Origin of the sequence: Leucobacter sp. USHLN153 (assembly GCF_037145615.1) — a bacterium.
Lineage (GTDB): Bacteria > Actinomycetota > Actinomycetes > Actinomycetales > Microbacteriaceae > Leucobacter.
Genome location: NZ_JBBCXE010000001.1, coordinates 536,378 through 562,817, shown reverse-complemented (window position 1 = coordinate 562,817; position 26,440 = coordinate 536,378). Strand labels below are relative to the sequence as shown.

Sequence of the window (26,440 nt, the reverse complement as noted above, 5' to 3'; positions counted from 1 at the left end):
AACGCGTAGCGTTTCGACGCGGAGCCGGTGCCGCTACAGCGGCAGCCCATGGAGCGTAGCGCGGGGTGGGCTCAAGGAGAAACGCGAAGCGTTTCGACGCGGAGCCGGTGCCGCTACAGCGGCAGCCCACGGAGCGCAGCGCGGGGTGGGCTCCGCGAAAAGGCCCCGCATGCGCGGGGCCTTTTGCGTCGCCGCCTATCGGCCTGCGAACCGATACCGACGAAGCGCAGCTTCGTCGGCTCGCCGCGCGCAACGCGTCGCGTTGCTTCAAGCGCGGCGAGCAAGTCCGAAAGGCCTGCGAACCGAGCCGGAGTAGAGTGGGCGGAATGCCGCACTCCAAGTTCCCCATCTGGGCGGCGCTCCTCGCGTCCGGGCTCGCCGGTGTGCTCGTCGCAGTGCAATCGCGTATCAACGGCGGGCTGAGCGCAGAGCTCGGAGACGGATACGTGGCGGCCGCCGTCTCCTTCGGTTCGGGGCTCGTCGTGCTGACCATAGTGCTGCTCGCCACTCCACGCGCACGGCGGGGGATCCAACGCGTCCGCGCTGAGGTGCGCAGCGGCGCGCTTCCCGTGTGGACGCTTCTCGGTGGCCTCGGCGGCGCGCTGTTCGTGCTGGGGCAGGGGCTCGTGGCTCCGATCACCGGGCTCGCGCTCTTCACCGTCGGAATCGTCGCCGGCCAGGTGCTCGGCGGCTTGATCTTCGACCGGGCGGGTCTCGGGCCGGGCGGTCGCATCGATCCGTCGCCGACCCGCATCACCGGCACGGTGCTCGCGGTCGCAGCGGTCGCGCTTTCAGTCGGGTTCGGAGGCGCCCCCGGCGTGTGGCTCGTTTTCTTTCCATTCATCGTCGGCGTTTGCGTCGCGGCGCAGTCGATGGTGAACGGTGTCGTGCGTGCCGCAGCTCAGAGCGCGGTCACGTCGACCTTCGTCAACTTCGTGGCCGGCACGACGATCCTGGTGATCATGGCCGTGATTTCGGTCGCGCTGCACGGTCTCCCGGCGCACTGGCCAACCGAACCGTACTTGTATCTCGGCGGCTGCATCGGCACGCTCTTCATCGCGGCGGCGGCTATGCTCGTGAGGACCGCAGGGGTATTGCTGCTGAGCATGTCGAACGTGGCGGGGCAGCTCGTTGCCGCCGTCGCATTCGAGGCGGGCCTCCCGCTCGGCGGCGGACTCACGCGCGGAATGATCGCCGGATCGGCGCTGGCGCTCCTCGCGGTCGCTGTTGCGGCGCTCCCCTCAAAGCAGCGGCGCTCGCGCGCCACTCGATAGCGGATCGGCTCCCGCGCTATTCGGAGCTCTCGGGGGACGAGGGCGCGAGTGAACTGAGATGCTTGCTCACGTCGAGCGGCTTCCGGGGTTTCGACTTGTGATCGCGCTGAGGGATCCCGCCGACGTACAACCAGCCGAGGAGATAATCGGGCTTCTTCACGCCGAGTGCTCGGCGCACGGCCTTCTTACGCGTCAGCGATCCGGTGCGCCAGATCGATCCCCAGCCGGCCTCCTGCAGGAGAAGACCTAGGTAGTGAGCGACGCCGCTCGCGACCGCCTCCTGTTCCCAGACCGGAATCTTGCCCTCGCGCGGGCAGACTACGACGGCGAGCACCAGCGGCGCTCGCTTCGCCTTCGCGATGTACTTGGCTGGGTCCTCGTCGGCCGCCGCGGCGAGGCCCTCACCGAGCCGCGCACGATCGTCCCCGCGGAGTTCGATGATCCGCCAGGGGCGAAGCCCGGAGTGGTCCGCGACGCTCGAGAGCACCGAAAGCAGCTCCCTCAGTTCGTCAGAACTGGGCGCCTCCTCCGTGACCTTCGAATGAGACCGACGCTTACGGATGGCATCAAAAACAGGGCGCGGCATGCCTGTCACTGTTCGATCTCCAGTTCCTTGTTCGTCGTCAGTTGCGGGGTGGGACGAACGCGATCTCGCGAGTGCGAGCTGGGCGCGGCCTTCGTCATCGCCACCTCCGAAGTCTCAACTGGGCGCCGCCAGTCTACGCGGGAACCTGGAATCGCTTCGCCGCCTGTCACCGTCCTGGCAGCCCAGTCCCGGTAGTGTGGTGACATCTCGCGGAGACGCGAGCTCAAGGGTGGTCGACAGCGGAGGGTGACGAGTGGCGCAACGGGACGAGGGAAGTACACGTCCGAGCACGCGTCAGTTGTACCCGGAAGACCGCTTCGACCGGGTGCAGCACACCGGCAGGGTGGGCGCGCACCGAGTGACGGCTCGTCCACGGTATATCTGGCAGTACCTGGTCGCGGGTCTTGTCGCGTTCGCCTTGCTCACCACCCTCGGCATATTCGCGGTACAGAGCATCGGCAGCACGGGCGACTCGCGCCTGTCTCCATCGGCGGGAAGCGAGCCGTCGAAGCCCGCAGAGGCAGAGGCGAAGCTGGATCCCGATGCGACGGTCGCGGTGCTGAATGGCACGACTACGAAGTATCTCGCTGCCGCCGTGGACTCGATCATCACCAAAGAAGAGTGGGGAACGATCGGGTTCTCGGGAAGCGCGGAGTCGAGCGACGTCGCGATTTCAGCCGTGTTCTACAACGATGAGGACGATGCGGCGGCAGCGGCCGGCCTTGCCGAGAAACTGGGCGGTGTTTCCACATACACCTCTGCCGATTACGAGCAGTACGACGTGCAACTCGTGGTGCTGCTCGGGGCTGACTACACCGGCCCGGGGCTGGATGAAGCGGCGAAGCTCGCAGCCGAAGAGGGCGACAGCGCGAGCGATGAGAGCGCTCAGGCCGAGGCTGACGCGGACGCGTCGGGGGAGGCTCAGCGCGAGGTGAACCCCGACACCGGTCGCGAGATCAACCCGGACACCGGGCGTGACATCGACCCGGACACCGGCTGGGACGTGGATGCCGCGACCGGGTACCCGATCGATCCGGCGACCGGCATGCCGACGGATCCGGTGACGGGCTTCCCCATCGATCCCGCGACCGGTCTTCCGACCGATCCTGCGACCGGCCTTCCCGCCACCCAGTAGGGCGGAACTCCTGCGCGCGCCCCGTTCACGGAGTGTTCGCTGTGCGCGAGCGGCGGCGCTTGCACTCGCAGTGTGGGAGTGCCAAGATTGGTGTTAGCAGTCGATCTGACTGAGTGCTAAACACCCGTGCGCAGGCGTTCCGCGTCGGCACGGTGCTCACCACACCGAGAACGTCCGGGAGGGGCGAATACATGGCAAAGATCATTGCGTTTGATGAGGAAGCGCGTCGTGGACTCGAGCGGGGTCTGAACACCCTTGCTGACGCTGTGAAGGTGACGCTGGGCCCGCGTGGCCGCAACGTCGTCCTGGAGAAGAAGTGGGGCGCCCCCACGATCACCAACGACGGTGTCTCCATCGCCAAGGAGATCGAGCTCGACGATCCCTACGAGAAGATCGGTGCTGAGCTCGTCAAGGAGGTCGCGAAGAAGACCGACGACGTCGCGGGCGACGGCACCACCACCGCAACCGTGCTGGCTCAGGCGCTCGTGCGCGAGGGACTGCGCAACGTCTCCGCTGGTAGCGACCCCATCGCGATCAAGAAGGGCATCGAGAAGGCCGTTGCGGCAGTTTCGGCGAAGCTCCTCGAGAACGCTCAGGAGATCGAGACCACCGATCAGATCGCGGCTACCGCTTCGATCTCGGCAGCTGATGAGCAGATCGGCCAGCTCATCGCTGAGGCGATCGACAAGGTCGGCAAGGAAGGCGTCGTCACCGTCGAGGAGTCGAACACCTTCGGCACCGAGCTCGAGCTGACCGAGGGCATGCGCTTCGACAAGGGCTACCTGTCGGCGTACTTCGTCACCGACGCTGATCGCCAGGAGGCGGTCTTCGAGGATCCCTACATCCTCATCGTCAACAGCAAGGTCTCGAACATCAAGGACCTGCTCCCCGTCGTCGATCCCGTGATCCAGTCGGGCAAGCAGCTCCTCATCCTCGCCGAGGATGTCGAGGGCGAAGCGCTCGCTACCCTCGTGCTCAACAAGATCCGCGGCATTTTCAAGTCGGCAGCCGTCAAGGCTCCGGGCTTCGGCGATCGTCGTAAGGCGATGCTGCAGGACATCGCGATCCTCACCGGTGGTCAGGTCATCTCCGAGGAGGTCGGCCTCAAGCTCGAGAACACCACCCTCGACATGCTCGGCACCGCGCGCAAGGTCATCATCACCAAGGATGAGACCACCATCGTGCAGGGTGGCGGCGACGAAGAGGCGATTCAGGGCCGCGTAACCCAGATTCGCCGCGAGATCGACAACACCGACAGCGACTACGATCGCGAGAAGCTGCAGGAGCGCCTCGCGAAGCTCGCCGGTGGCGTGGCCGTCATCAAGGCTGGCGCTGCGACCGAGGTCGAGCTCAAGGAGCGCAAGCACCGCATCGAGGATGCTGTCCGCAACGCGAAGGCTGCGGTCGACGAGGGCGTGCTCCCCGGCGGCGGCGTCGCGCTGATCCAGGCCGGCAAGGACGTGTTCGAGGGCCTCGAGCTCTCGGGCGACGAGGCTGTAGGCGCGAAGATCGTGCAGACCGCTATCGAGGCTCCGCTGCGCCAGATCGCTCAGAACGCTGGCCTCGAGCCGGGCGTCGTCGCGGATCGCGTCGCGAACCTGCCGATCGGTCACGGCCTGAACGCGGCGACGGGCGAGTACGGCGACCTCGTGGCCCAGGGCATCCTGGACCCGGCGAAGGTCACCCGCTCAGCGCTGCAGAACGCTGCGTCGATCGCCGGCCTGTTCCTCACCACCGAGGCCGTCGTGGCCGACAAGCCGGAGCCGGCATCCGCCGCTCCCGCTGACCCGACGGGTGGCATGGACTTCTAAGTCCTCGCTGACTCAGTCAGTTGCGGTAGGGGTCGCACCTTCGGGTGCGGCCCCTACTGTCGTTTGTGGGGGCGGGGCTAGGCGGCAGGCGGGGCGAGATCGGCAGCGGCTAGGCGGGCAGACGGCGGATCGGCACGGTGTCGTCCGAGGGCGGCGCACTCGGCAGATCGACGCGGAAGGTCGCCCCGCCGCCCGCCGTCTCGTGAACGCTCACCGAGCCCCCGTGCGCATCGACGATCGACTTCACGATCGCGAGCCCGAGCCCCGAGCCGCCGGTCTCGCGATTGCGAGACGTATCGGCGCGCCAGAAGCGCCCGAAGATCTTGTCGCGGATCTGCTCGGGCACGCCCTCACCGTGGTCGACGATCTCGAAGCGCGCGAAGGGCGCCGCTACGGCCGGCGTCGCCGCCGCAGACGTGCCTGACGCACTCGTGGCCTCCGCCGCATCGCCCCCGGACACCGGGCTCGACACCACGAGCTCGATCGGACTCCCGCTCGGCGTGTGACGCATCGCGTTGCCCAGCAGGTTGGTCATGAGCTGCCGCACCTTGTGTTCGTCGCCGATCACCGCGGGCTCCGTGGGGTCGGTGATCACGGTCACCTCGCGGTCCGGCGCCTGAGCGCGAGCATCGAGCGCCGCGTCAGTGGCAAGCTGATTGAGGGGGAGCGGTGCGATTTCGAGGGCACGCCGCTCGTCGAGGCGCGCAAGAGCGAGCAGATCCTCCACGAGGGAGGTCATCCGGATCGCCTCCTTCTCGATGCGCTCCATCGCCTGAGCGACGTTTTCCTCCTCCTGCAGCGCGCCCATGCGGTAGAGCTCCGCGTAGCCGCGCACGGACACGAGGGGCGTGCGCAGCTCGTGGCTGGCGTCGCCGATGAATCGCCGCATCCGCTCGATGGTGCGGGAGCGATCCTCGAGCGAACCGTCGAGCCGGTCGAGCATGATGTTGAGCGACTGGCCGAGGTGCCCGACCTCGGTGTGCGGGCTCGAAATCATGATGCGCTTCGAGTAGTCACCACGCGCGATCTCGAGCGCCGTACGCTCGACCTCGGCGAGGGGAAGGAAGGTGGCGGTCACGAGGAGGCGCGTGAGCGCTGCACCCAGGAGGATCACCGCGATCCCGAACCCCGTGAAGATGATGATGTATTGCGCGACCGTCTGCGTCACGGGGGCCGTGGACGACGCGATGAGCAGCGTGCCCCTCACCTGTCCGTCTACGCTGATCGGTTTCACCACAGCGTTCCACTTGGTGCCGTCGCCGGAGTGCAGCGGTACGAGAGCACTCGCGTACCGCTGCACGACCGCATCGATCGTGAGCAGGCCGTCGGGCACTGTGGGAAGAGCCCGGCTATCGAGATCGCGCGTATTGTCTCGCACGATGTCGCCGTTTTCGTCGAGTTGCGCGACGTAGTATCCCTGCGGCGCCTGAGTGATATCTTCGGGCTCCAGCCCGTTGACGTTCGCAAAGGGTCGGAGCGCGTTGGTGGGGTCGTTCCGCAATCGCTCCAGCGCCTGCGTCTGATTCGAGTTCAGCATCGGCTGCAGCACCGCGAGGGTGCCCACGCCGGCGACGATGAGCCCGAGGAAAAGGATGAAGACGGTGACGCCGGTGATCTTCGCGCGAAGCGAGACATCGGCCCAACGCTCGGTCCAGTTGGGCCGCGCCACGCTACTTCACTTCGGTCTTGAGCATGTAGCCGAAGCCGCGCTTCGTCTGGATCAGCGATTCGTCGGTGAGCGGGTCGAGCTTGCGGCGCAGGTACGAGATGTACGACTCGACGATGCCGGCGTCGCCGTTGAAGTCGTACTCCCACACGTGATCGAGAATCTGCGCCTTCGACAGCACGCGGTTCGCGTTCTGCATGAGGTAGCGCAGCAGTTTGAACTCGGTGGGGGAGAGCTCGACCGACGCGCCCTGGACCGTCACCTCGTGCGTGTCCTGATCCATCGTGATGGGCCCGACGCTCAGCACCGAGTCCTCATCTTCCTGGATGGTGCGGCGCAGCACGGCCTTGATGCGCGCGATGATCTCGTCGAGGCTGAACGGCTTCGTCACATAATCGTCGCCGCCGACGGTGAGTCCCTCGACCTTGTCCTCGGTGTCGTCCTTCGCGGTGAGGAAGATGATTGGCGCGGTGTAGCCCGCGGAGCGCAGACGCTTCGTCACGCTGAACCCGTTCATGTCGGGCAGCATCACGTCGAGCACGATGAGGTCGGGTTCCTCCTCGAGCACGGCCGAGATGGTCTGCGCGCCGTTGCCCACTGCGCGCACTCCGAACCCGGCGAAGCGCAAGCTCGTGCTGAGCAGCTCGCGGATGCTGGGCTCGTCATCGACGATAAGAATCCGGGGTCCCTTGTGCTGAGTGTTCATATTCCCAGTCTCTGACTGTTTGCTATGAAGTGCCTGGAAGTTCGTGCCGGCGTGTCACTCCAGCTCGCGCACCCAGGGCGGGTTCGCGCCGACGCGAGACGCGGTGATGGCGGCGACGCGCGACGCGAAACGCAAGGCGGCTTCGACGGGGGCAGGATCCGGGGCGGAGCCTGCCCGCAGCGCCCCGGCGAGGGGCCCGTCGAGCACCGCGGTGAGCAGGGCCGCCATGAACGAGTCGCCCGCGCCGACGGTGTCCGCGACCACGATGCGCTCCGAGGCAGCGCGCAGGGTGTGCTCCGCTGTTCGGGCGACGCACCCTTCGGCGCCGCGGGTGAGCACGGCAAGCCGGGTGCCCAGAGCGAGGAACCGATCGAGTGCCTCCTCGGGCGCGCGGTCGGGGTACAGCCACTGCGCGTCTTCGTCGCTGAGCTTCACGATGTGGCTCAGCGAAGCCAGACGTTCGACCTGCGCAATGGTCGCGTCTCGATCCGTCATGAGCTGTGGCCGGATATTCGGGTCGTAGCTGCGCAGCTGCGGGCCGGCGGCGCTGAACGCCTGCAGCACCGTCGAGGCACCCGGATCGAGCACGGCCCCGAGCGACCCGGTGTGCACGAGCTCGACCCCCGCGAGCGGGGTATCCGGCAGAGCTGAGTCGAGCACGAAGCGGTAAGTCGCGTGGCCTGCCTCGTCGAGCGTCACTTCGGCCCGGGAGGTCTCTGCGCCGGCGACGGGAGGCGCGAACTCGACGTGTGACTCCTCGAGGTGCTCGACGATCAGCGACCCGTGCGCGTCGGCGCCGAGTCGCGCGGCGAGGCGCGTGCGCACGCCGAGGCGGCTGAGCCCGACCGCCACGTTGAGGGGTGAGCCGCCGGGGAGCGCGACCCCGTTGATCACGTCGACGAGCGCCTCCCCGAACACCAGCGCGCGCGGCGCTGCACCGTGGTCAGAGCCCGCGGCAGCGGCCGAGCCCCCGGCAGAGGCCGAGCCGGTGACAGCGGCGGAGCGGGCGCTCACGCCAGCGCGCCCGAACGCAGGCCGTGCGTCACGCTCTGCGTGACCGGGAGCCGCGCGAACAGTGTGGCCTGCAGCGCGTGGTAGAGGTCGGGCTTGCCGCTCCACGTACCACTCGCGCGCTCACCGTCGGCGTCAAGCTCGTGAATCCAGCTCCCATCCGACTCGATGTGGTGCTCGGCCGCGTAGGCCCAGCTGCGGGCGTACCACTGCGCGTAGGCCTCGTTGCCCGTCACGCGGTAGAGCGCGGCAGAGGTGCCGATCGCCTCGGCGATCACCCAGTGGAAGCGGTGGTCGTTCAGTACGTTGCCCTCCCAGTCCGTGCTGAAGGCGAAGCCGCCGCGTTCCTCGTCCCACGCGTCCTGCACGGCGCGAGCGAAGAGGTGCTGCGAGGCGGGGATCATCCACGAGTCAGAGACGCCGAACACCTCGCGCTGGGCCGCCTCGAGCGCGATAAGGAGACGCGCCCACTCGAGCCAGTGCCCCACGGTCGCCCCATACGGGCGGAAGTGGCTGTCTGGGGAGTCGGCTCCGTATTCGGGGTCGGGCGTCCAGTCCTCGAGGTAATGCTCGGGGAGGCGCCAGTCGTTCTGCGCGGTGACGTCGGCGATGACGCGGCGCGCGATCGAGCTGGCGCGCTCGATGTGGCGGATGTTGCCGTCCGCCTCGAAGGCGAGGAGGCTCGCCTCGACGAGGTGCATGTTCGGATTTGCGCCGCGGTACGGGTCGAGCACCGTGAAGTCGCGGTTCCAGGTGTCCGCGTACATTCCGGCGTCGACTTCCCACCAGCGGTCGAGCTCGCGCAGCACGTCGGCGTAGAGGTCGTCGGCGTCAAAACCGGCGAGCTTCGCCGATGCGGCTGCCAGCAGCACGAACGCGTGTCCGTAGCTCTCCTTCGCGTCGGAGTTCGTCTCCGGATCCGCTGCCCCGACGGTCGTGAACCACCCGCCGTTCTCGCGATCGCGCAGCGCTCCCTCGCGGAGGTGGGCGAGACCGTGTTCGACGCGCTCTGCCTGACCGGGAACACCGAGCAGGTGGCCGAGCACGGCGCAGTACGTGTAGCGGCCCACCAGCCAGAGCTGCGAACCCTCGGCCGGCACGGGCGATCCCGCGTCATCAAGCCAGACGAAACCGCCGCGAGCATCGAGAGCGGGTTCTGCGAACTCGAGCAGGAGCTTCGCCTCTGCTTCGAGCCATCGTCGGTGCGCGTCGCTGTCGATGGCGAAGTCTTCGGCGTCGGTGGTTTCCGGGAGATGCATGCGCAACCTTTCACACAGCGCTGCGCCGAGGCACGGCAGATCGATCCTGCCATACCTCGGCGCAGCTCACGTGGTCGATTCGACCTAGTTGTATTCCTTCACGATCTCGAGCAGGCTCGGAACGTTCTTGTAGGCGTCAGCGGCGTTGTCCTTCGTGACGATCACCGGGTCGAGCAGGTACGCGGGAACGACCTTCGAGCCGTTGTCGTACTGGTCGGTGTCGTTGACGTCGACGTCGGAGCCTTCCTGCAGCTGGCCGACCATCTTGATGGTCTGCTCGACGAGCAGGGCGGTGTCCTTGTTGATGGTCGAGTACTGCTTGCCCTCCATGATGGAGCGCACCGACTCGACCTCGGAGTCCTGACCGGTCACGACGGGAAGCGGCTTGCCGGCCTGCTCCACTGAAGTGAGCACGGCGCGGGCGAGCGTGTCGTTGGGGGAGAGCACGCCGTCGAGGTCCTCGCTGCTGTAAGCGGAGGTCAGGATGGTGTCCATGCGGCTCTGCGCGTTCTCGGCCTTCCAGCCGGCGGTCGCGGTCTGCTGGATCTCGGTCTGACCCGATCCCACGACGAGCGTGCCGTCGTCGATCTTGGGCTGCAGCACGTCCATCGCGCCGTTGAAGAACACGGCCGAGTTCGCGTCGTCGGTCGAGCCGGAGAAGAGCTCGATGTTGTAGGGAGCATCGTGATCGGCGCGCTCTTCGAGCCCGTCGAGCAGAGCCTGGCCCTGCAGCTGACCGACCTTGAAGTTGTCGAACGCGACGTAGTAGTCGACTGCCTCGGTGTTCTCGATGAGGCGGTCGTACGCGATGACGGTCGCGCCGGCGTCCTTCGCGGCCTGCACCTGCGTGCCGAGCTGCTTGCCGTCCTTCGCGCCGACGATGATCACCTTGGCGCCGCCGGTGACCATTGCCTGGATCTGGTTCTGCTGCTCGGCGACGGTGTTCGACGCGGGAGCGTACTGCACGTCAGCCTTGTAGCCGGCCTCTTCGAGACCGTCGGTGAAGAGCTTGCCCGCGAGCACCCAGTTCTCGCTGGTCTTGTCGGGGAGCGCGACGCCGATGGTCGAGCCGGCCTCGAAGCCGGTCGTCGCCTCAGCCGAGTCGGAGGAGCCGCCTGCATCGCTGCCACCGCGCTCCGAGGAGCAGCCGGTGAGCGCCAGTGCTGCCGTGGCGAGCAGGGCGCCCGCCGAGAGGAGGATTCTCTTGTTCATTGGTTCCGTTCACTTTCTGTGTGGATGGCCCTCGTCGTCGGGAGCCGGATTCTCTCTTCGGGCTGTCGCCCTCGGGAGAAGTTGGGTGGATGCCGCGCGAGCGGCGGGAAAGGTCGGGGCGGTGGAGCTGCCTCAGACCGCGGGCGGGGTCGGGCTACCGGGATCCGCCGCCCGTGACCCTGCGGGGGTCGGCGCGTCATCACCTGAGCCGCCCGGGGTGGCCGAGGTCGCGCTCCCGTTTTCGGCCTGCATCGCGCGCGCCCCGATGGGAGTCGTGTCGATCGCGCCGAACTCGCCGGCGGGCTTGCGGCGCTTCGTGAGGAACCCGAGCACCGAGGGCCGGCCCTGCTGCTTGTTGTAGGCGTCGATGCCGACCGCGACGAGCAGCACCGCACCCTTCACCATCTGCACGGTGTCGGCGCCGAAGCTGAGCAGCTGCATGCCGTTGTTCAGGAACGCCATCACGAGACCACCGATGATCGAGCCGATTACGGTGCCGATGCCGCCGGAGACCGCTGCGCCGCCGATGAAGACGGCCGCGATGGCGTCGAGTTCCCAGCCGTTGCCGTCCTGAGGGCCGGACGCCTGCGAGCGCGCCACGAAGATCATGCCCGCAACCGCCGCGAGCACCGACATGTTCATCATGACGAAGAAGTCGACGCGGCGATCCTTGACGCCCGAGAGCTTCGCGGCCTGCCGGTTGCCGCCGACGGCGTAGATGTGCCGACCGAACACGGTGTGGTTCGTCACGAAGGAGTAGAGGATGACGAGCGCGAGGAGAATCAGGCCCGAGATCGGGAAGCTCGTGCCGGGGCGGCCGCTCGCGAAGAGGAAGGCAGCGCCGATGATGACGGCGCAGAGCAGCACGACCTTGACGACGCTGACCCAGAGCGGCGCGCGATCCGCACCCATCTTCTTCTGCTGGCGACGCGTGCGCCACTCGAAGAAGACGAGCCACGCAGCCGCGAGCAGACCGAGGATGAGCGTCGGCACGTTGTACGGGATCGGGATCGCGATCTCCGGCAGGTAGCCGGCGCCGATGATGACGAACTCGCGAGGCACCGGCACCGAGATCGAATCGCCGATCCACTGGTTGGCGCCGCGGAAGAACAGCATGCCCGCGAGGGTCACGATGAACGCCGGCACGCCGACGTACGCCACCCAGAGGCCCTGCCACGCTCCGACGAGCGCGCCAAGGGCGAGGCCGAGGAGGATCGCGGCCCACCACGGGAAGTTCCACTCGGCCATCGACTTCGCGACCACGATGCCGACGAAGGCCGCCACGGAGCCGACCGACAGATCGATGTGACCCATGATGATGACCATCACCATGCCGATCGCGAGGATCAGGATGTACGAGTACTGCTGCATCACGTTGATGACGTTGCCGGGGGAGAGCGTCAGGCCGTTCGAGAAGATCTGGAAGATCAGGATGATGGCGATGAGGCTGCCCAGGATGCCGAACTGACGCAGTGTGGACTGCCCTCCGCCGAACATCTTCCTGATGTCGGAGAACCGGAAGCCGCGATGCTCGGTCGTCGTGTCGGTCTTCGTCATGCGTGTGCCTTTTCGTTCAGCGACGTCATGCTGCGCATGAGCGTCTCGGGAGTCGCCGTTTCGGCGGGGATGCAGTCGGTGATGCGGCCCTCGAACACTGTGTAGATGCGGTCGCAGATGCCGAGCAGCTCGGGGAGCTCGCTCGAGATCACGACGACGCCTTTTCCAGCGTTCGCGAGCTCATTGATGATCGAGTAGATCTCGTACTTCGCGCCGACGTCGATGCCGCGGGTCGGCTCGTCGAGGATCAGCAGGTCGGGGTCCGTGAACATCCACTTCGCGAGCACCACCTTCTGCTGGTTGCCGCCCGAGAGGCTCGCGACCCCATTGTTGACGTCGGGAGTCTTGATGCGCAGTGACTTCCGGTATTCCTCGGCGACGATGCGCTCCTCGCGCGCGTCCACCATGCCGCGATGCGTGATCTTGGAGAGTTTCGCCGCGACGACCGAGCGCTTGATGGAGTCGAGCAAATTGAGCCCGAGGGTCTTGCGATCCTCACTCACGTACGCGATTCCGTGGCGGATCGCGGCAGGCACATCCGGCAACGAGATTTCAGCGCCGTCCTTCGTGATGGTTCCGGAGATGAAGCGACCGTACGAGCGGCCGAAGACGCTCATTGCGAGCTCGGTTCGACCAGCGCCCATGAGGCCCGCGATGCCGACGACCTCGCCGCGACGCACGTTGAAGCTCGAGCCCTTCACGACGTAGCGCTCCGGGACGGTCGGGTGCTGCACGACCCAGTCCTTGACCTCGAAGAAGACCTCGCCCGGGTTCGGTGTGCGGTCGGGGTAGCGGTTCTCGAGGGAACGGCCGACCATGCCGTGAATGATGCGGTCCTCGTTGATCGCGCCCTGCTTCACGTCGAGCGTCTCGACGACGCGCCCGTCACGGATGATCGTGATGTCGTCGGCGATCTGCTCGATCTCGTTGAGCTTGTGGCTGATGATGATGGAGGCGATGCCCCGCTCACGCAGGTCGCGGATCAGACCGAGCAGGTGCTCCGAGTCGGTGTCATTGAGTGCCGCTGTGGGCTCATCGAGGATGAGGAGGCGCACGTTCTTGTTGAGGGCCTTCGCGATCTCGATCAGCTGCTGCTTGCCCACACCGAGCGTCTTGATCGGGGTGTCCGGATCCTCGCGGAGGCCGACTCGCTCGAGCAGTTCGGCGGTGCGCGTGCGGGCCGCCTGCCAATCGATCGCGAAGCCCCGCCGCATCTCGTTGCCGAGGAAGATGTTCTCGGTGATCGAGAGCTCGGGGATGAGGGCGAGCTCCTGGTGGATGATGACGATGCCGGCTTCTTCGCTCGCGCGGATGTCGCGGAACTGCATGGGCTGGCCCTCGACGATGATCTCGCCCTCATAGGTGCCGTGCGGGTAGACGCCGGAGAGCACCTTCATGAGCGTCGACTTGCCGGCGCCGTTCTCACCGCAGATCGCGTGGATCGTCGCCGGTCGAACGGTGAGCGAAACGTTCGAGAGGGCCTTCACGCCGGGAAAGACCTTGGTGATGTCCCGCATCTGGAGCGCGGGCGCCCCGTGCTGCGAATTTGACTGGGCTTCCACTCGTGTGACCTCGCTGTCGTTCATCCCGACCCCTTTTGTGACCGTTCACATCGTCAATGATGTTACGCCCCGTGTCAATACGTTGTCGGCAGGTAACAAAAACGTTACCGATGCGTTGCGTACCTTCTTGTCGAGTCTCGTGCGATGAGTTCGGGGTGCAGCAGTCCGAAGGCCGGAGGAGCGGAGCCGTCGATCGCTGCGAGGAGATGCGTTACGGCGCGTCGCCCAAGCTCGGTGAAGTCGATGCGCACCGTCGAGAGGGTGGGCCATACGTGCCGTGCCACCGGCACATCGTCGAAGCCGATGACGCTCATCTCCGCGGGCACGGCCACGCCCGCGTCGCGGAATCCGTGCATCAGCCCGATAGCCATCAGGTCGTTCGCCGCGAAGACGGCGGTGAAGTCGCGTCTGGCCGCGAGCTCCCGCCCCGCAAAGTATCCGAAGTCGGCCGTCCAATCCCCTCGAATCGGCGGGATCGCGCTGAGGTCCGCAGCAGACATCGCGTCGAGGTAACCGCGCATCCGCGATTCCGCCTCGATCCAGTCCTGGGGGCCCGCTAGGTGGAGCACGTCCGTATGCCCGAGTGCGAGCAGGTGCTCGACCGCGAGGCGTGCGCCGTCCACCTGGTCCTCCGCGACACGTTCAGCGCTGCCGCCCGCCGACGTCTGCAGGCTGACGACCGGAATCGAGAGACCCAGCCCGCCGATGACGTTGTACACGCGCAGTTGCGGGGCGAGCACGATGATCCCGTCGACCTGCTCGTGCTGGAGGAGCCGCACCGCTTCACCGATGGCCTCGGGGGTCGAGTCGGCAAGGTTGAGCGTGCTGATCGAGTACCCGTGCTCGCGCGCGGCCTGCTCGATCGCGACAATGGCCGAGGTGGTGCCGTACTCGCCCACCGTGGCCGAAAGGATGCCGAGGAGGTTCGTGCGGGAGGAGGCGAGGGCCCGAGCCGCGAGGTTCGGGCGGTAATCGAGGGTCCGGATCGCGTCGAGCACCCGCTGACGCGTCTCTTCGCGAATGCTCGGATGATCATTGAGCACCCGGGAGACCGTCTGGTGCGACACCGAGGCGAGGCGTGCGACATCGCGAATGCTCGCCGGCCGAGGCTTCGTTTCCCCGTTCCCGGACATTAGGTCCTCCGCGCTGCGTTTCGAATGTGCACGTTCACATTATCGACCAGATGGAGCAGCAGGGCGCGGTCATTTCGGTCTGGCAGCGCCCGGATCATCGCGAAACGCCCGCGAACGGCTCGCGAACAGCCCGCAAACCGACGGCCCGATCTACAGGTCTTCGGCGTCGAGAATCGTGTAGGCGTACCCCTGCTCGGCGAGGAACCGCTGTCGGTTCTGCGCGAAGTCCTGATCCACCGTATCTCGCGTGATGAGGGTGTAGAACGAGGCGGTCGCGCCGTTCGACTTCGGGCGAAGGAGGCGTCCAAGTCGCTGCGCCTCCTCCTGGCGGGAGCCGAAGGAGCCCGAGATCTGAATCGCGACCGAGGCGTCCGGAAGGTCTACGGAGAAGTTTGCGACCTTCGAGACGACGAGGATCCGCTCTTCGCCCGAGCGGAACGCCTGGAAGAGGCGCTCGCGCTCGTCGACCGGAGTCTGGCCGGTGATGAGCGGAGCCTGCAGCGCCTCGGCCATCGACTCGAGCTGATCGATGTACTGGCCGATCACGAGCACGCTTTCGCCCGGATGCCGATCGATGATGCGCTGGGCGATCGGCTGCTTGATGAGCGCGCTCGACGCGATGCGATACCGTTCCTGGTCCTCGGCAACCGCGTAGTCCAAGCGTTCGCCCTCGCCGAAGTCCACGCGCACCTCGAAGCATTCGGCGGGTGCGATGAAGCCCTGAGCCTCGATGTCCTTCCACGCGGCGTCGTAGCGCTTCGGGCCGATGAGGCTGAAGACGTCGCTCTCCCGGCCGTCCTCGCGCACGAGCGTCGCGGTGAGCCCGAGTCGACGGCGTGCCTGCAGGTCGGCGGTGAGTTTGAATACAGGTGCCGGAAGGAGATGCACCTCGTCGTATACGATCACGCCCCAGTCCTCGGCGTCGAGCAGCGAGAGGTGCTGGTATTCGCCCTTCCGGCGGCTCGTCAAGATCTGGTACGTCGCTATCGTGACCGGCTTGATCTCCTTGACCTGTCCCGAATACTCGCCGATCTCGTCTTCGGTGAGGCTAGTTCGACGGAGTAGCTCATCTCGCCACTGGCGCGCCGAGACGGCGTTGGTCACGAGGATCAGGGTCTTCGCTCCGACCGCCGCCATCGATGCGGCGCCGACGATGGTCTTGCCCGCGCCGCAGGGAAGCACCACGACACCGGAACCGCCCCGCTCAAACGCGTCGACCGCCTTCGCTTGGTAATCGCGGAGCGTCCAGCCGTCCTCCACGAGCGCGATGTCGTAGGGCTCGCCCGGCGTGTACCCCGCGAGGTCCTCCGCGGGCCAGCCGCGCGCGACGAGCTGCTGCTTTAGCTCACCGCGCGCCCAAGGCTCGACGGGGAACGTGTGCTCGTCGATGCGATTTCCGAGGAGCGACGCGATCTTCTTCGCGCTCGCCACCTCGCGCAGCACCATTGGGTCCTCCGACCGCAGCACGAGCTGCGTTTCGTCATCAGCATCGGAGCCGCTCTCGGAGCCCGCGACCGGAGCGCGCTCGATCGTCAGCCGCCCGTAGCGGCGCATGGTGTCCTGGATCTCGCTCGCAACCCCGCTCGGCACCGGGAACTTCGCGTAACGGTTCAGGGTGTCGAGAATCTCCTCCGCAGTGTGCCCGGCGGCGCGTGCGTTCCAGAGGCCGAGCCGCGTCACGCGGTACGTGTGTATGTGCTCGGGCGCGCGTTCGAGCTCCGCGAACACCGCGAGTTCGTGGCGCGCGTCCTCCGCGTCGGGATGCGCGACCTCGAGGAGAACGGTGTGGTCGCTCTGCACGATGAGGGGGCCCAGAGTCATAACGTGCAAGTCTACCGCGCTGCGCTGTGCGGAGAGGAGGCGTGCGACGAGTTCGATGACCAGACGTGGCCGCGGCGCACCGCGTCTACGCCGGTTCGACCCCGGTGATCATGCTCACGGGAATGGTGCGCTCGACCCCGGCGGCCTGATCGGCGGCGCGCAGCCGCCCCGCGCTCAGGGCAACGGGCAGCAGCGTGAATGTGCGCTCCTCCCCGCGAGCCTCCGCGGTGACGAGAACCAGGCTTCGGTCACGGATCGCGAGCTCGAGGCGTCGTGTGTAATCTCCCGTGCCGGGCACGGCGCGGGCTGTAGCGTAAACCCGTTCGGCGAGTTCCGTGAGCGGGTTCGGGATCGCGGGGCCGTCTTCCGCTGAGACTCGAGTGGCGGGCGACCGCGCTGACCTACGATCCGCTGCTGCCTCATCGTCGACGGCGCCCTCGAGCGCCTCCGCTCGAGGCGCCGCGTCCTGCAACGACGCGTGATAGCGAGCATCGGTGAGCGCGGCGAGCACGTGATCAACGCTGAGCCGGGAGAACAGTTCCGTCTCGGACTCACCCGACCGCTGCAGCTGCAGGTGATGCAACGAGCGATCGACGAGCAGCGCGTGCGCGGTATCGTCGCGAGCAATGGTGATGCGCGTGCGCCCCAGGTCGCTGTCGACCTCACCGACGACGATTCCACCGACGCGATTGCCGATGGATTCGAGCAGATACTCGAGCGGCTGCGGGATGCCGGTGAGCGAGACTCCTTCGAATGCTTTGCGGGCGGCGGCCGGGGTGAGTCCGCGCTCGTACGCTTCCGTGATCGACGATTCGCTGATCCTGCGGGTCGAAGCCACGCCGATGTGCTCGGCTCGGGCGAGGACTGCCAAGCTCGCCTCGTTCTCCGGATCGAGGGGCCCGGGCACCACAACGCTGAGGTCGGGCTGCACGTAGACCCCCGGCGCCGCGTCCGGCATCGCGCGCGCGACCACTGCCTCATCGATTGCCCCGGTTGCCAGGAGAGTGCTCGCGATCGGAGTCAGTCTTCCCTCGTGTGTCAGCCCGAGGTACTCGCTCAGTCGCACGAACTCCTCGATGTTCTCGAACTCCGCGGAGGGGAGCAGTGGGTAGCGGTGGGGTATCGACGATGCGAGCACACTGAGGCTGTGCGGTTGCGCGTCTTCGCGATCCGCCGCGGCGCGCGCCCACTCCGTGCGCAGCTCAGTCGGCATCGTCTGGTGCGCTGCGCGGGCGAGGCGGATCCACCGAGCCGTATGGGTGAGCCCGAGCCACTGGCGGGCCCGCGCCGAGGCCACCAGGAGGTGATCGTGCGTGAGCGGGATGACGAGCTCGGCGCGCCGCAGAGCGGCGAGCACGAGTGCCACGTCATCGATCTCGATGCTGGTGGCTTCGGAGAGCTGTTTCAGAGTGGCGACCGCGATGCTGCCCGAGCGGTTGAGCTTGCCCGGCCGGTCGCGAAGCGAACGCAGACACTCCGCAGCCTGACCGACCGCGGTCAGTGCCGCGGTGAACCAGACGCTGAGATCGATCTCCGGGAGCTCTTCGCTCTCGACGGGATCCGTTCGCATGTCTTCAAGCGCGCCGCCGCGGGCTGCGAGGGCATCGCTCAGTGCTGCGGTGACCTCGGGAAGACGCACCACAGCGCCGCGATCTCTCCCCAGCAGGCCGAGTTCGAGGAGTTCCTCAGCGATCTGATCCGAAAACTCGGGCGCATATGCGTCATCGGCGGCGAGCACCGCAAGGTGCTCGCGATCCAGCGTCGCGATTGCGCGAGTGATCGACTCGGTTTTCAAGAGCTCCGAAGCCAGCCCGATCGGATCTGCGATCGCACCAGGGGAGTGGGGTGGTCGCGCGCGTACCAACGCCGCGAGTTCGTCGCGTTCCATCTCCGCGAGCGCGGAGGCGAGCGCGAGAGTGCCGCTCATGCAGTGCACCCCGGTCTAGCGACCGGAGAGCCTCCGGGCGTCTGCGCGGCGGCGGCGCTGACTCAGGATCAGAAGGAGGATCAGCAGCGCGAAGCCGATCGGAAGGCCGATCATCGAGATGGCGTAGACGACCGGCCAGAAGCCCTGCGCCAACGCTTCACGGTCGTTTAGGCCGACGATCAGTGTGCCGAAGAACGAAATCAGCGCAACAGCGATGATTGCGAGCGAGGCGTACGCGAGCACTCGCTCGACGAGCGACGGCGAGCTGGATTCTGCGGGGGAGGATTCGGTGGGCATCCGCTCCATGCTATCCGCTCGGGGCCTCAGTGCGTCGGCAGTATCCCCCGCTACAATTGGCGGGATATGCGGGCAGCCGCGCTCGCGAACGGACGTGAGCGGAACGCGGCAGAGCCCCAAGAACGGAAAGGACGAGGCATGCCGAACGGCAAGGTCAGGTTCTACGACGAGGAGAAGGGCTTCGGCTTTATCCAGGGGGACGACGGAGCGCAGGTGTATCTTCACGCTTCCGTGCTGCCCGCGGACCTCGAGGTTCAGGCGGGAACTCGGCTGGAGTACAGCGTTGCTGACGGTCGTCGCGGCCCGCAAGCTCTGTCGGTGCGTGTGCTCGACACCCCTCGACTCGCCAAGCGGAATCGCAAGTCTGCCGACGAGATGGCCGTGATTATTGAGGACCTCGTGAAGTTGCTCGATGGCCTCGGGGAACGACTCAAGCACGGGCAATACCCGGAGCGCTCGCAGTCGCGCAAGATCGCAACCATGCTGCGTCGAGTCGCGGATGACTTCGATGTCTGAGCCGGAGGAGCCCACGACGGTCGAGAATTCCATGTCTCTCGCGCCGGATAGCGTGCTGCTCGAGTCGCGCGACCAAGCGCGAGACGCGCTTCTCGAGATCACTTCCGCGGCTTCGATCGGGAGTCCGGACGGCTTCGAGGTCAACGAGGAGCACGTGCTCACGCTGTTCTTCGAGTGCCGGCTGCCCGGGTACCCGGGGTGGCGGTGGGCCGCGACGCTTGCGCGCACCGACGAGAACGCGCCGGTGACCGTGCTCGAGGTCGAGCTGCTCCCGGGTGCGGGCGCGGTGGTGGCGCCGGAATGGGTGCCGTGGTCGGAGCGTCTCGCGCAGTACCGCGACGCTCAAGCGAAGCAGGCCTCGGAGTCGCCAGACGGCGAGAATGGCGACGACGGCGACGACGACGCTGACGCTGATGTCGAGTTCAGCGGGGACGAGGATTTCGACGACGACCACGATGACGATATCGACGGCGTGGAGCTCGATGAAGAATCGATGGGCGTCGGGGACGACGATGACGAACTCGACGCCGACGACGAGGACGACGACGAAGGACTCGGGGACGACGCCGACGACACTGAGCTTTTCGATGATGACTCCGACGACATCGACACGGATGACGTCGATTCCGACGACAGCGACTCCGCCGCCGAGGGCTCAGCAGACAACTCGGCTGGCGATCCTCGATCGAGGAATGCACACCCCTCCGAAGAGGAGTAATCCGAAGCAGTGAAATGAGCGCCCCCGGTCCCTCGAGACCGGGGGCGCTTTCATGCGTGCGCCCTCCTGGCCGTGCTCTTCCGCGAAGAAGATACGTAGTTTTCCCGGATCCAGAACCCGCCCTCCCGTTCGTAGGGTGACTCGGCAATGGGGGGCTGTAACGGGCGACGTCAACGATGACGGAGCCGTCCCCGGAGCTGTGGAGACGGGGATGTCATGCATCAACGAGGATTGCGCACGAAATCGGGATCAACGTGGTGGGGGAGTGAGCGCCGGAGTTCCGGCGACCGCGCAGGACGGACCGGGCTGGTGCGAAGCCTCACGGTCGGTTTGCTGGCTGCAGCGCTCGCAGGCGGCTGGTCCATGCCGGCCTTCGCCGAGGATTCGGCGGCAGACCCGAACGTCGAGGCGACAACTGGCTCCTCTCGCGTGATGCAATCCGCGGACGAAATGCCCACGGAAACTCCGAGCACTGTCGAGGGCGATGCGGGCGGTGCTGGCGCAGCGATTGACGGCGTGGAGGATCCGGCTGGAGTCGTTCCCGGTGACGACCCGCCCGAGAACACGAACGCCGAAGTCCCGCCTCCGATCTCTCCGTCACCGGAGGCGCCGACAGCGGAGGTGACGGACCCGCAGAACCCCGCCGAGAACCCCGACGCCGGGACGCCCGGGACCAGCGCCCCATCAGAGGAAATCGAGCCGCAGTCACCGACTCAGAGTGGAGTGGCGGACGACTCCGCTCAGAAGCAGTCGGTGAGCGAGAGCACAACGAAGAAGAAGGCCGCGGGAGTAATCGCACTCGCCGCCCCGCCCGGTGCTCAGCCGAAGGGCACCTACCAGCCCTCTGACGACGCCTCGAATCCATCACGGTGGTACTCGTCCGGCGATCCGGCGCAGGCAACGGAGCTCAACTCCTTCACATCAAGCTATACGCGGACTTCAGAAAACACGTGGAGACTCGGCGCGACGTGGACGCGACCCGCTGCGACCGGCACCAAGGGATGGTCGATTGAGTACACGGTCGCTCCGGAGTCTTGGGGAACCGGGCGAGGCGCCGAGCCAGTGCCGCAGCCAGATCGATCGCAGGGCGGCATCGTGCTCCTGATCGAGAACAGCACCGGCAGTAGCCAGACTTACACGACGCGCTACTGCACCTACACGAGCGGCAATAGCTATCCCGGTTCGTGCTCGAGTCCCTTAAGTGGCGTGCTCTCATCGCCGGATGGTGGGTTCACGATGGTGCTCGATTGGCAGCTTCCAACGAGTCTCACGGGCTCATCGGGTTGCCCTTCCCAACTGGGGTCGACCGGATACATCAGGTCCTGGACGGGCAATCGGAACATTCAGGCGTGGGCTGCGCCGGTCGCTGTTGATCCGCCGTCGAGCTGCGGCACGACCACCCTGAAGATCACGAAGATCGGAGATCGCAAGGGCAGCGGGATGACCAACGGGCTGCCGGTCGCCGGTGCGACGTACGAGGCCTTCGCTTCGACCAGCGGCTCACCAGGCCAGCCGACCGGGGCTCCCCTCGGATCCTGCACGACCGGAGCTGATGGAACGTGCACGATACCGGTGTCGAACGCGAATCAGTCCGGTGCGTGGGTCGTGGAGAAGAGCACCCCCGCGGGATGGCGAGCGATCGACACCCTGGGAACGGGCGACTATGAGTCGACGAAGACGGAGACTCCGTATCGTTTCCGAGTCGCGGTCGGAACCGGATCGCAGAACGTCGTCCGGAATGTGACGGCCGATAGCAACTCTCCCGCTTCGAACACCGTCAGCGGAGCCTGGGTAAATGAGCGCGTGAATCCGCCGTTCCCTCAGGTGTGCGGAATATCGATCGCGATGGTGTTCGACACCTCGACTTCGATCAATAGCGGGGAGATGACGCAGTTCAAGACCGCCGCGAAGCAGTTCGTGGGGGCGAATGGCCTGGGTGGCACTCCGTCGCGAGTTTCGATGTTCGACTTCAATACAACCGCGGGCACGCTCAACGGCGGTACCGCCTACGATCTCGCGGTTCCCGGATCGGCGGGAGGGAACTCCGGCTATCTCGGTGCCGCCCGCATGATCGACAACGGCCTCCCCTCGCAGGGCAACGGCTACACCAACTGGGACGCGGCGCTGCAGAACGTCAACGCATGGGGCAAGTACGACATGGTGCTCATGCTGACCGACGGGGACCCGACCACCTTCGGCAACGGATCGACCACGAGCACCAACGTGCAGTTCCGCATGGTGGAGCAAGCCGTGATGTCGGCGAACGCCATCAAGGCGACCACGGGCCCGAGCGGGTCCAAGACGAAGATCGTGGGTGTCGGTGTCGGCCTGAGCACGAATTCCGACCTCAATCTCCGCGCGATCAGCGGACCGACGCCCGGGAATGACTACTTCCTCGCGTCGGACTTCGACGAACTGCAGGAAACCCTGCAGGAAATCGCCACCAAGAATTGCGCGAGCACCCTCACTGTGGTGAAGCAAGTGCAGGACGCCGATGGCAATGTGAAGATCGCGAACGCAGCGGGGTGGGAGTTCACAGGACAGAGCAGCGCTCCGGGCAGCGTTCCCGCGGTGCAGACGACCACGGATTCCGGCACCAACTTTCCCATCGTCTTCCCCGAAGCGGGCACGCTCCAATTCACCGTTCAGGAGACGCCGAAGCCGGGTTACACGTTCGTCGGGGCTACTTGTACGGACGCCGCGGGCGCGGTGGTTCCAGGCCAGAACGGCTTCACAGTTCCTGTGCGGAACGCCTTGATCACGAAGTGCACGGTCGTCAACCGCGAAGTGCGGCCTGAGGCCGAACTCACGCTCGTGAAGAAGGTCGTGAACGCGCATGGCGGCACCAGCAAGGTGAGCGACTGGACGCTCAGCGCCACCGGCGGCACGAACATCTCGGGCAAGACCGGAGATGACTCGGTGACGAAGGCAACGGTCACTCCAGGCGAGTACGCGCTCGACGAGTCGGGCCCCGCGGGATACCGCGCAAGCGCATGGACGTGCCTCGACGGTAAGACCGAGCTCGAGGTCGCGGAAGGTCACGTCGTTGACCTGAGCGACGGTGCCGCGGTGACCTGCACCATCGCCAACAGCGATCTTCCCGGCGCCGTCGCCTGGACGAAAGTCTCGAAGCACGACGAGGAACTCCTCGAGGGAGCCGAGTGGAACATCACCGGGCCCGGTATGGGCGCCTCAGGCACGACGATTCCCGACTGCACGGCTGTGCCGTGCTCGGGGCCAGACGTGAATCCAGCGGCGGGTGAGTTCGAGCTCGAAGACTTGAGCTGGGGCGACTACACCGTCCGTGAGACGAAGGCACCTCCGGGCTACACGGGCGGCGCCGAGTTCACCTTCTCGGTCACCGCCGAGAACGCCGGCTCGGTCATCGACCAGGGCGCGATCGTCAATGAGCAACAGACGCCCGTGCCGATTCCGCTCACCGGCGGCATCGGAGCGCATCTCTTCGCTCTCGGCGGTCTGTGTCTGGGAGTACTCGCGATCCTCACCGCGATCGTCGCGCACCGAGTCCGCTCCCTCCGCCGCCGTATCTCCACCTCAATCACCACCAACCCATGACCCGGGCGCAACGAAGCGCTCAGTAGAGAGGAACACCACCATGACTCGATCAGCACGGCGACCGCTCGCGCGGCGCGCGCTCGCAGCAGCCGGGGCCGCAGCACTGGCGCTCCTGGGCACCGCCATCGGATCCTCGGCAGCGCAGGCCACGGATCCGCCGCCACCGAGCCCGGCGAACATCACCGGCACCACCGGAAGTATCGTGATCCACAAGCACGCGGGCGATCCCGGGGCAGCCGGTGACGGCAAGGTGATCACGGATCCCACGAAGGTCACCGAGCTCGGCCAGGGTCTCGACGGTGTGGAATTCAGCGTGCAGCGCGTCTCGCATCTGGGCGTACCGATCGATCTGAAGACGGCCGAGGGCTGGGACTACGCGGAGGACGTCACCGTCGATAACGCGAGCACCGCACCGTACAGCTTGACGGACGTGGAGACGGTGACCACGGAGGGCGGAGGCCTCGCCACGGTAGACGAACTCCCATACGGTCTCTACCTCATCTCTGAGACGAGCCCAGGATCGAACCCGATCGTCTCTCCGGTCGAGCCGATGCTGGTTTCGGTGCCGTACCAGGACGAGACGAATAGCACCTGGCTCTATGAGGTGCACGTGTACCCGAAGAACAAGCTCAACGAGACGAACCCCGAGAAGACCGTCGCGGAGCCCGGCGGACTCGTGCTCGGTTCGACCGTGGAGTGGACCGTGACCGCGCCGATCCCCGAACTCGGAGCGGGAGATACCTACCGGAAGTTCGTGATCACCGATCAGTTGGACCCGCGACTGACGCTCACGGGTGCGATCGTCAGCCTCGACGGCGTGGAGCTCGATCCCGGGACCGACTACACCCTGTCGCCGGACACCCTGCCCGCGGAGGGAGCGAACGTAGCCGTCACGCTGACCGCAGCAGGGCGGGCGCAGCTCATGGACAAGAGCAACGTTGTCGTCAAGTTGACCACGACAGTGACGTCACTCGGCGAGGGGAACACCGGCGGCAAAATCTCGAACACGGCCGCGGTGAACGTAAACGACTCGGTTCGCGAGACCGACCCCGCGCAGACCAACTGGGGTCCGCTGAAGATCATGAAGGTCTCGGCGACCGCGAAGTCGCAGGGGCTGCAGGGGGCCGAGTTCACGCTGCATGAGACGAAGGGCGGCCCCGAGGTCGATGGCGTTGGCACGCTCACGAGCAACGCTGCCGGAGTGATCGTCGTTGATGGGCTCTGGGTCGGCAACGGAGCAACGCTCACGAAGTCCTACTGGGTGCAAGAGACGAAGGCTCCGGCCGGGTACGTTCTCCCCACGGGTGACGGAGCGTGGACCGAGGTGGTCGTTTCTGCGGGGCCGGCAGCCAGCGTGGTCGTGAAGTCCATCGCCAACACGCAGTACGACGGGCCGATGCTCCCGCTCACCGGTGCGGCGGGAACCACCGCGTTCATGGCTGGCGGCATGGCACTCGTCGCGATCGCCGGAGGCGCCGCGCTCGCAGCCTCGCGCCGCAAGCGGGGTTCGGTGAAGTAGTGCCGGAGAGGGTGGTCCGGTGGATGCTGGGCCACCCTTCCGCGGTTCGGGGCGATGAATGACCTCCTTCGACTGGAGGAACTGAGACGAGAGGGGCGTCCCATGAGCACGGTGCAGGCGGATCGCGGGGCCAGAGAGGACGAGGTCGCTCAGGGCCGCTGGCGAATTCCCAAGTTCGCGCTCACTGCGGCGCTCCTCGCGCTCACGGGCGTCGGCGTCGCACTTTACCCCGGAGTCGCCGCCTGGTTCTCCCAAGCCGCTCAGTCGCAGGTGGTGCGCTCAGTCGAGGGAGAAGTCGCGGCCGAGCCCTCCAGCAGCCTCTCGAGCGAACTCGACCGGGCGCGAGCCTACAACGAGGCGCTGAGCAGCGGAGCACTCCTCCCCGAGCAAGGCCGTCTGCCCGAGAGTACGGGAGTCGCAAGCGGGGTCGACGTGTACGAGGACTTGCTGAACGCGAGCTCCGACGGGGCGATGGGTCGACTCCGCCTCCCCGCGATCGACCTTGACCTTCCCATCTACCACGGCACAGACGATGCCACGCTCGAGCATGGAGTCGGGCACCTCGAGGGCACCTCGTTACCCGTCGGGGGAGCGTCCCAGCACTCTGTGCTCACCGCGCACCGCGGTCTCGCGACAGCTGAACTGTTCACGCGCCTCGACGAGGTGCGGCCAGGTGACCTGTTCAGCATCGAAGTGTTCGGCGAGGTGCTCGCGTACCGTGTGAGCGGCACCCAGGTAGTGCGGCCTGACGAAGGAGAGGCGCTCTATCCGACGTTTGGGAAAGATCTCGTCACGCTCGTCACCTGCACGCCGCTCGGTATCAACTCGCACCGCATCCTCGTGACCGGAGAACGTGTCACGCCAACCCCGGAAGCGGTGCTCGATGACGCGGGAACTCCCCCCGAGATCCCCGGTTTCCCCTGGTGGGCGGTCGGCCTCGGGGCGGCAGTGGTGCTGCTCACGGCGTACGTCGGCTGGGCTGGCCGCCCTCGGCGCGACGGGCTCGGAACGCCGACCGCGAATGCGGGAATGCGATCCGCCGACACGATGTTGATATCAGAGACCGGGGCGCCCGCGGCGATGGGCCGCGACAACGCCCCGAAATAGAAGCGGATCACACGGGCGCGTATCCATCGCCGTTTCACGGCGATCCG

General features: G+C 66.5%; 20 protein-coding genes. 8 read left to right on the top strand and 12 right to left on the bottom strand.

The genetic code is table 11. The features are described 5' to 3' along the window. The first annotated feature begins 326 nt into the window (after positions 1–326). The gene (locus tag WFH00_RS02610; RefSeq protein WP_336659036.1) at positions 327–1,274 is read left to right on the top strand and encodes a DMT family transporter; all 948 of its coding nucleotides are present in this window, start codon (positions 327–329) and stop codon (positions 1,272–1,274) included. A gap of 16 nt (positions 1,275–1,290) precedes the next feature. Here WFH00_RS02610 and WFH00_RS02605 read toward each other — a convergent pair whose 3' ends face one another. After that, entirely contained in the window at positions 1,291–1,860 is a 570-nt protein-coding gene (locus tag WFH00_RS02605) for a nitroreductase family protein (protein WP_336659035.1), read from the bottom strand. A gap of 253 nt (positions 1,861–2,113) precedes the next feature. Here WFH00_RS02605 and WFH00_RS02600 point away from each other — a divergent pair, with 253 nt between their 5' ends. Together WFH00_RS02600 and groL are read left to right on the top strand one after the other, a co-directional pair. Beyond that, the gene (locus tag WFH00_RS02600; RefSeq protein ID WP_336659034.1) at positions 2,114–2,995 is read left to right on the top strand and encodes a LytR C-terminal domain-containing protein; all 882 of its coding nucleotides are present in this window, start codon (positions 2,114–2,116) and stop codon (positions 2,993–2,995) included. 191 nt (positions 2,996–3,186) lie between these two features. Beyond that, entirely contained in the window at positions 3,187–4,806 is a 1,620-nt protein-coding gene (gene groL, locus WFH00_RS02595) for a chaperonin GroEL (protein ID WP_336659033.1), read from the top strand. A gap of 109 nt (positions 4,807–4,915) precedes the next feature. Here the strand turns inward: groL and WFH00_RS02590 are convergent, their stop codons facing one another. From WFH00_RS02590 to WFH00_RS02540, 11 genes are all read right to left on the bottom strand, one after another. Next, a complete protein-coding gene (locus WFH00_RS02590; RefSeq protein ID WP_336659032.1) occupies positions 4,916–6,475 on the bottom strand; it encodes a sensor histidine kinase in 1,560 nt (519 codons plus the stop codon). Position 6,476: 1 nt separating this feature from the next. Further along, positions 6,477–7,178: a response regulator transcription factor gene (locus WFH00_RS02585; RefSeq protein WP_336659031.1), complete on the bottom strand. Its 702-nt coding sequence runs from the start codon at positions 7,176–7,178 to the stop codon at positions 6,477–6,479. Between the two features lie 54 nt (positions 7,179–7,232). Further along, positions 7,233–8,192 (bottom strand): carbohydrate kinase family protein, encoded by a 960-nt coding sequence (locus tag WFH00_RS02580; RefSeq protein ID WP_336659030.1) that lies wholly within the window; start codon positions 8,190–8,192, stop codon positions 7,233–7,235. Beyond that, the gene (locus WFH00_RS02575; RefSeq protein WP_336659029.1) at positions 8,189–9,448 is read right to left on the bottom strand and encodes an AGE family epimerase/isomerase; all 1,260 of its coding nucleotides are present in this window, start codon (positions 9,446–9,448) and stop codon (positions 8,189–8,191) included. The genes WFH00_RS02580 and WFH00_RS02575 overlap by 4 nt, the downstream gene beginning before the upstream one ends. A gap of 84 nt (positions 9,449–9,532) precedes the next feature. Continuing rightward, complete coding sequence (locus tag WFH00_RS02570; RefSeq protein WP_336659028.1) at positions 9,533–10,660, bottom strand: sugar-binding protein; 1,128 nt, start codon at positions 10,658–10,660, stop codon at positions 9,533–9,535. A gap of 132 nt (positions 10,661–10,792) precedes the next feature. Continuing rightward, complete coding sequence (mmsB, locus tag WFH00_RS02565; RefSeq protein ID WP_336659027.1) at positions 10,793–12,217, bottom strand: multiple monosaccharide ABC transporter permease; 1,425 nt, start codon at positions 12,215–12,217, stop codon at positions 10,793–10,795. Continuing rightward, positions 12,214–13,803 (bottom strand): multiple monosaccharide ABC transporter ATP-binding protein, encoded by a 1,590-nt coding sequence (gene mmsA, locus WFH00_RS02560; RefSeq protein WP_442918766.1) that lies wholly within the window; start codon positions 13,801–13,803, stop codon positions 12,214–12,216. The genes mmsB and mmsA overlap by 4 nt, the downstream gene beginning before the upstream one ends. 80 nt (positions 13,804–13,883) lie before the next feature. Beyond that, complete coding sequence (locus WFH00_RS02555) at positions 13,884–14,912, bottom strand: LacI family DNA-binding transcriptional regulator (RefSeq protein WP_336659026.1); 1,029 nt, start codon at positions 14,910–14,912, stop codon at positions 13,884–13,886. Between the two features lie 150 nt (positions 14,913–15,062). Next, entirely contained in the window at positions 15,063–16,733 is a 1,671-nt protein-coding gene (locus WFH00_RS02550) for a DNA repair helicase XPB (protein ID WP_336659025.1), read from the bottom strand. 85 nt (positions 16,734–16,818) lie between these two features. Beyond that, positions 16,819–18,660: a helicase-associated domain-containing protein gene (locus WFH00_RS02545; RefSeq protein WP_336659024.1), complete on the bottom strand. Its 1,842-nt coding sequence runs from the start codon at positions 18,658–18,660 to the stop codon at positions 16,819–16,821. Between the two features lie 15 nt (positions 18,661–18,675). Continuing rightward, complete coding sequence (locus WFH00_RS02540; protein ID WP_336659023.1) at positions 18,676–18,957, bottom strand: hypothetical protein; 282 nt, start codon at positions 18,955–18,957, stop codon at positions 18,676–18,678. A gap of 138 nt (positions 18,958–19,095) precedes the next feature. Between WFH00_RS02540 and WFH00_RS02535 the strand changes: the two genes are divergently transcribed. From WFH00_RS02535 to WFH00_RS02515, 5 genes are all read left to right on the top strand, one after another. Beyond that, on the top strand, positions 19,096–19,473 hold the full coding sequence (locus WFH00_RS02535; protein WP_336659022.1) for a cold-shock protein: 378 nt from the start codon (positions 19,096–19,098) through the stop codon (positions 19,471–19,473). Next, positions 19,466–20,191 carry a DUF3027 domain-containing protein gene (locus tag WFH00_RS02530; RefSeq protein ID WP_336659021.1) on the top strand — a complete coding sequence of 242 codons (726 nt, stop codon included), beginning with the start codon at positions 19,466–19,468 and terminating at the stop codon, positions 20,189–20,191. The genes WFH00_RS02535 and WFH00_RS02530 overlap by 8 nt, the downstream gene beginning before the upstream one ends. A gap of 309 nt (positions 20,192–20,500) precedes the next feature. Beyond that, entirely contained in the window at positions 20,501–23,767 is a 3,267-nt protein-coding gene (locus WFH00_RS02525; RefSeq protein WP_336659020.1) for a SpaA isopeptide-forming pilin-related protein, read from the top strand. Positions 23,768–23,807: 40 nt separating this feature from the next. After that, positions 23,808–25,286, top strand: coding sequence for a SpaH/EbpB family LPXTG-anchored major pilin (locus tag WFH00_RS02520; protein ID WP_336659019.1), 1,479 nt, complete (start codon positions 23,808–23,810; stop codon positions 25,284–25,286). A gap of 102 nt (positions 25,287–25,388) precedes the next feature. Next, positions 25,389–26,393 carry a class C sortase gene (locus WFH00_RS02515; RefSeq protein WP_336659017.1) on the top strand — a complete coding sequence of 335 codons (1,005 nt, stop codon included), beginning with the start codon at positions 25,389–25,391 and terminating at the stop codon, positions 26,391–26,393. Positions 26,394–26,440 lie beyond the last annotated feature (47 nt).